The organism is Kitasatospora sp. NPDC059803, from assembly GCF_042732255.1.
GTDB lineage: Bacteria > Actinomycetota > Actinomycetes > Streptomycetales > Streptomycetaceae > Kitasatospora.
In genome coordinates this window covers 1-5,114 of record NZ_JBHWIJ010000439.1, presented here as the reverse complement: position 1 = coordinate 5,114, position 5,114 = coordinate 1, and the positions used below count along the sequence as shown (strand labels likewise).

The 5,114-nt window shown below is 72.3% G+C and carries 5 protein-coding genes; 3 read left to right on the top strand and 2 right to left on the bottom strand.

Going from position 1 to position 5,114, the window contains the following annotated elements:
• Window positions 1-408 precede the first annotated feature (408 nt).
• Window positions 409-1,413, bottom strand: a complete 1,005-nt coding sequence (locus ACFV6I_RS37565) for a stage II sporulation protein M (protein WP_063349146.1) — start codon at window positions 1,411-1,413, stop codon at window positions 409-411.
• A 293-nt stretch (window positions 1,414-1,706) separates the two neighbouring features.
• Here ACFV6I_RS37565 and ACFV6I_RS37560 point away from each other — a divergent pair, with 293 nt between their 5' ends.
• The gene (locus ACFV6I_RS37560; RefSeq protein WP_380430569.1) at window positions 1,707-2,660 is read left to right on the top strand and encodes an RDD family protein; all 954 of its coding nucleotides are present in this window, start codon (window positions 1,707-1,709) and stop codon (window positions 2,658-2,660) included.
• A 60-nt stretch (window positions 2,661-2,720) separates the two neighbouring features.
• Here ACFV6I_RS37560 and ACFV6I_RS37555 read toward each other — a convergent pair whose 3' ends face one another.
• Window positions 2,721-3,371: a hypothetical protein gene (locus ACFV6I_RS37555; RefSeq protein WP_063349144.1), complete on the bottom strand. Its 651-nt coding sequence runs from the start codon at window positions 3,369-3,371 to the stop codon at window positions 2,721-2,723.
• 111 nt (window positions 3,372-3,482) lie between these two features.
• Between ACFV6I_RS37555 and ACFV6I_RS37550 the strand changes: the two genes are divergently transcribed.
• Entirely contained in the window at window positions 3,483-3,995 is a 513-nt protein-coding gene (locus tag ACFV6I_RS37550; RefSeq protein WP_380343744.1) for a SigE family RNA polymerase sigma factor, read from the top strand.
• On the top strand, window positions 3,992-5,068 hold the full coding sequence (locus ACFV6I_RS37545; protein ID WP_380430566.1) for a hypothetical protein: 1,077 nt from the start codon (window positions 3,992-3,994) through the stop codon (window positions 5,066-5,068). Before ACFV6I_RS37550 ends, ACFV6I_RS37545 begins: the two co-directional genes overlap by 4 nt.
• The last annotated feature ends 46 nt before the right edge of the window (window positions 5,069-5,114 follow it).

The window sequence follows — 5,114 nt, the reverse complement described above, 5'->3', positions numbered from 1 at the left end:
TGGCACGCTGTTGAGTTCTCAAGGAACGGACACTTCCTTCGGACCGCCTTCCAGCGGGCCCTCCGGGCGCTTCGTTCTTTCGTGTTTCCAGCTTATCAGATCCTCGCGGCCGTTCTTACCGGCTTCGTTTCTCCGAATTCCCGCTGGCGGGATTTCCTTCGAACTTCGCTCCGAAGCTTATCAAAGCTTTCGGTGTGCTCAGTCCGCGGGATTTTGCTTCGTCGAAGGATGCGCATTCATAAAACGCGCTCACCTCGATTTGGCGGTGTCGTAGACACTAACGCCCGGGACTGACCGTTGTCCAGTCTGTCCCAACCGTTCAAACCTACTAGCCCACCCTCACCACGTCAATGGTTTGGTCGGGATGCGAGAAGAGTACCAGGTCAGAGGCGTGTGGATCACCTCGCCTCAGGCCGCGACGGGTTGCAGATCCGCCCGATCGGCCGCGTCCAGATCACCGACTTCGCCGGCCTCGGCGGCCTTTCGGCCCCACACCAGCGCGTAGAGGAGGAATGCCGCCTCGGCCAGCACGCCGATCGAGATGCGCGCCCAGGTGGGCAGTCCGGAAGGGGTGACGAACGCTTCGAGTACACCGGAAACGGCCAGCACCGTCGCGAGGCCGATGGACATGCCGATGATGGAGCGGCCCTGTTCGGCCAGGGCCGTTCCACGGGTGCGCGGGCCGGGGTCGATGACCGTCCAGCCGAGGCGCAGACCGAGGCCGCCGGCCACGAACACCGCGGTCAGCTCCAACAGGCCGTGCGGGATGAGCAGGCCGAGGAAGACGTCGAGTCGCCCGGCGGAGGCCATCAGCCCGACGCCGACACCGAGGTTGACCACGTTGGTCCACATCACCCAGAGCACCGGGAGACCCAGCGCGATCCCGAACAGCAGGCACTGCACGGCGATCCAGGCGTTGTTCGTCCAGACCTGTGCGGCGAACGAACTCGCCGGGCGGTCCGAGTAGTACGACTCGTACTGCCCGCCCGGGCGGGTCATCTCCCGCAGGTGATCCGGGGCGACCAGGCTGTTGCGGACCTCGGGGTGGGTGGCCATCCACCAGGCGAGCACCGCGGTGGCCAGCAGCGAGACGACCGCGACCGGCACCCACCAGCGGCGCGCGCGGTACAGCGCGGCCGGGAAGCTCACCGTGTAGTACCGGGCGACGTCGTGCCAGCCGCTGCTGCGCGATCCGGTCACCGCGCTGCGGGCCCGCGAGACCAGGCCGGTCAGCCGGCTGAGCAGGGCCGGGTCCGGTGCGGCGGCCTGGACCTTGGCCAGGTGGCCGGTGGCGCGCTGGTAGAGGGTGACCAGTTCGTCGGCCTCCTCCCCGCTGAGCCGGCGCCGTCGGGCGAGGGCGTCCAGCCGTGCCCACTCCCCCTGGTGGGTGGCGACGAAGACGTCCAGGTCCATTCGGCGGCTCCATGGTCGGCGGTGGGCGCGAGGGGCCCGGTCGCGGGCGGGCGGACGGGCGGGTAGGTACGGACACGCGCGGCCCAGCATGCCAGGAGCGGTGGGCACCCCGGCCGCCGGGATCTCACTTCCCGTGCGGCCACCGGGCGCCGTATGTTTGCGGCTGCGGATCAGACTGCGGAGAGCAGGTCGTGGGGGCCGGTCCGGGTGACGTCCCTCCCCTCGTCCGTGCCGCCCTCGGCGGCCTCCATGAGTGAGCTGTACGGCTCCACGAACGTGAACGGACAGGTGTCTTGAGCGACCTGGTGACGGGTGAGGCGGTCGTCCTCGACCTGCAGACGGCGAAGCTTCCCAGCCGGGCGCTGGCGATCACGCTGGACCTGCTCGTGGAGTTCGCCGCCCTGTTCCTGGTCTCGCTCACCCTGAGCGTCGCCCTGATCGGACTGGACGGTGCGGCGCTGGCGGCCACCCTGATCGGGCTGCTGGTGTTCTTCCTGGTGGCCGTGCCGGTGATGGTCGAGACCTTCAGCCACGGGCGCTCGCTCGGCAAGGCCGCGCTCGGCCTGCGGGTGGTGCGCACCGACGGCGGCCCGGTGCGGTTCCGGCACTCGCTGGTGCGCGGGCTGGTCGGCTTCATGGAGCTGGTCGCCATGACCGGCGTGCCGGCGGTGATCACCTCGGCCGTGAACGCGGACGGCAAGCGGCTGGGCGACATCTTCGCCGGGACGGTGGTCGTCCGCGAGCGCACCCCGGGCGGTGGGACGCCACCCCCGCTGCCGCCCGTGCACCCGCACCTGCTCCAGGCGATGGGCCGGGAGCTGGTCGCGATGGACCTGTCCGCGGTGCCGGAGCCGCTCTGGCTGGCGATCCGCCAACTGCTGGGCCGCATAGGCCAGTTGGATCCGACGGTGGCACTCCAGATGTCCACCCGGCTGGCCGGCGACCTGGCCGCCCGAACCGGTCACCCGGTGGCGCAGGGGCTACACCCGGCGGCGTACCTGGGCGCGGTGCTCACCGAGCGCCAGCGCCGGGAGTGGACGCGGGCCCAGGCGCAGTGGCAGCGGACCGCGGCCCCCGCACCCGCCGCGTGGCCGGCTCCCGCGCCCCAGCCGGCCGCCCCCTCCTTCGAGAAGCCCGCCCCGCCCACCGCCGACCAGCCGTCCCCGGCACCGGCACCAACCCCGGCACCGGCACCGGCACCGTCCTCGACACCGGCCCCCGACACCGGCTTCGCGCCGCCCGCCTAGGCTCACCGCGCCCTCGGGCCCGCCGCCCGGCCCACCCAGCCCGGCCCGCGCAACCCGGACCTACTCCCCGAACTGCGCCGGCCAGGCGTTCGGCGGCGACGCCAGCTCCTCCAGTTCGATCCCGTCGGCCGCCAGCACCACGTCCCCCGCGAGGTGCACGACCTGCTGCTCGCCGGTCTCCAGGTCCGCGACCTGGTACCGCTCGACCAGCAGCGGCCCGGAGTCGGTCTGGTGCGTGTCGACACCCTCCAGCAGCCACCCCTGGTCGAAGGTGCGCGGCGCCAGCACCGGTTCGGTGAACGCGACCAGCCGCACCCGCGCGCTCGCCCCCTCCCGCAGCCGCAGCAGCCGGGCGGTGGCGACCAGGAAGGCCGGCGAGCCGCCGGTGAACCCGTGCGCCCGGTCGTGCCCCTCCACGCTGTGCTCGCCGCCCGGGTCCGCCGCGTCCGTCCGGACCCAGGCGACGCCGTCCACCGCGCCGCCGCGCACCTGCCAGCCGCCGGCCCGCAGTTCCATCCGCAGCGGGCGGGCCCGCGAGTCCAGGGTGAGGTCGACGCTGCCGATCACCCGCCCGTCCGGCGCGTAGGTCTTGGAGACGTACCGCCAGCCGGCCGCCCCGGGGGCGCAGCTGAAGCGTTCCTCCCCGAGCAGCACGCGGTCGTGACCCAGAGGAGTCATGGCTGTATGGAGCGTGTACCGGCCGTTGGGCATGTCCGAAAGCCTACGTGCGCATTCGCATGCAACGTTCGGGGCGGGTGCCCGCATTAGGGGGGTGGACGGCGCGCACGAGCGCCGACGGTACGAGGGAGAAGGGGGGCGCAGATGGCGAAGCAGGCACGCGACGAGGAGTTCACGGAGTACGTGACTTCCAGGAGCGGCTGGCTGCGCAAGGTCGCCTATCTGCTGTGCGGGGACTGGCACCGCGCGGACGACCTGGTCCAGGAGACCATCACCAAGCTGTACGTGAACTGGTCACGGGCAGGCCGCATGGAGAACCTGGACGGCTACGCCCGCAGGGTGCTGGTCAACACCTTCCTGGCCGAGCAGCGCACCTCCTGGTGGCGGCGGACCAGCCGGCCGGGCACCGACCTCGACACCGAGTCCGTGCCCGTCGACCTCGACGCCTCGCTGGACCTGCGCCACGCCCTGGCGACGCTGCCGGCCCGCCAACGGGCGGCCGTGGTGCTCCGGTACTACTGCGACCTGACGATCGACCAGGCCGCCGACGCCATGGGCTGCTCGTCGGGCAACGTCAAGAGCCAGAGCTCCCGGGCCCTGGACACCCTCCGCGGCAGGCTCGCCGCCCGCCCCACCGTCGCAGGGAGGACGCCATGACCAGCAAGGATCACCACGACCTCACCGCCCGGCTGACGGCCCTGGCCGACGGGTCGGCGCCACCTGCGCGGTTCGACGCCGACCGCTCGATCGCCGAGGGCACCGCCCGGCTGCGCCGTCGCAAGCACGCCGCGATCGGCGCCGTCGCCGTCGCCGTGACGGTGGCGGTGGTGGCGACCACCGCGCTGCTGGCCCCGGGAAGCGGCACCGTCGCCCCGACACCGCCGGCGGGGCCCACCCCGAGCACCTCGCCGTCCTCGACGCCGACTCCGACCCCGACCCCGACCGTGAGCGGCATCGACCCGCTGACCACCGAGGTCCACTTCGGCTGGCTGCCCGACTGGGTGGGCGGCGAGCAGCACATCGGCTACGAGACCGGCTACCACGGCATCTACGCCCAGGCCCGAGGCGTGGGCGAGAACGCCGCCCGCATCATGCTCTCCCAGTACCCGGCGGGCTCCGAGCCCCCGATGACGGGGGTCAACGTGAAACTCGGCAAGGTCGACGCCGAACCGGTCAACGGACGACCGGCCTACCGGGTGGTCGCCGACCAGCCCGAGCGCTACCAGCCGACGCTGCGCTGGCTGACCCCCGAGGGCCGCTGGGCCGAGGTCAGCGGGAACGGCGGAGCGCCCGGGGACGTCACCGACGAAGTCCTCCACCAGGTGGCCACCGGCGTCCGGTTCGGTCACTGGAACGTCCCGCTGCCGGTGCAGTTCACCGGCCTGCCCGAGACGTTCAAGGCCACCGACGTCATGCTCTCGCGGCCGGACACGGACGGCGTCGGCGCCTGGAACCTGTGGCTGATGTTCCAGGTCGAGGGGAAGAACGTCTCGGTCAGCCTGCGGCCGATCGGGCCGCGCCCGGTCTACACCAGCACGGACGGCTCGCCCTACACCGACCCGCACCCGCCCCTGGAGTCCGTCCAGAACGGGGTGGAGATCTCCATCGGCACCGGAGCCGGCGATCCGCCCTCCCTGGAACAGCTCGGCGGCCTCCCCTGGATGCTCGCCCACACCAGGGCCCTCGGCCCGGACGCCGCCGCCTGGACCACCGACGTCATCGTGCCCTGAACACGGACCGCCGAACGCGCCGGTGGCCGGCACCCCTGCGCAGGGG

Excerpts from the sequence above, each read along its gene's own strand:
- ACFV6I_RS37550 (WP_380343744.1), top strand. The coding sequence starts at position 3,483 with ATGGCGAAGCAGGCACGCGACGAGGAGTTCACGGAGTACGTGACTTCC.
- ACFV6I_RS37555 (WP_063349144.1), bottom strand. The coding sequence starts at position 3,371 with ATGCCCAACGGCCGGTACACGCTCCATACAGCCATGACTCCTCTGGGT.
- ACFV6I_RS37565 (WP_063349146.1), bottom strand. The coding sequence starts at position 1,413 with ATGGACCTGGACGTCTTCGTCGCCACCCACCAGGGGGAGTGGGCACGG.
- ACFV6I_RS37545 (WP_380430566.1), top strand. The coding sequence starts at position 3,992 with ATGACCAGCAAGGATCACCACGACCTCACCGCCCGGCTGACGGCCCTG.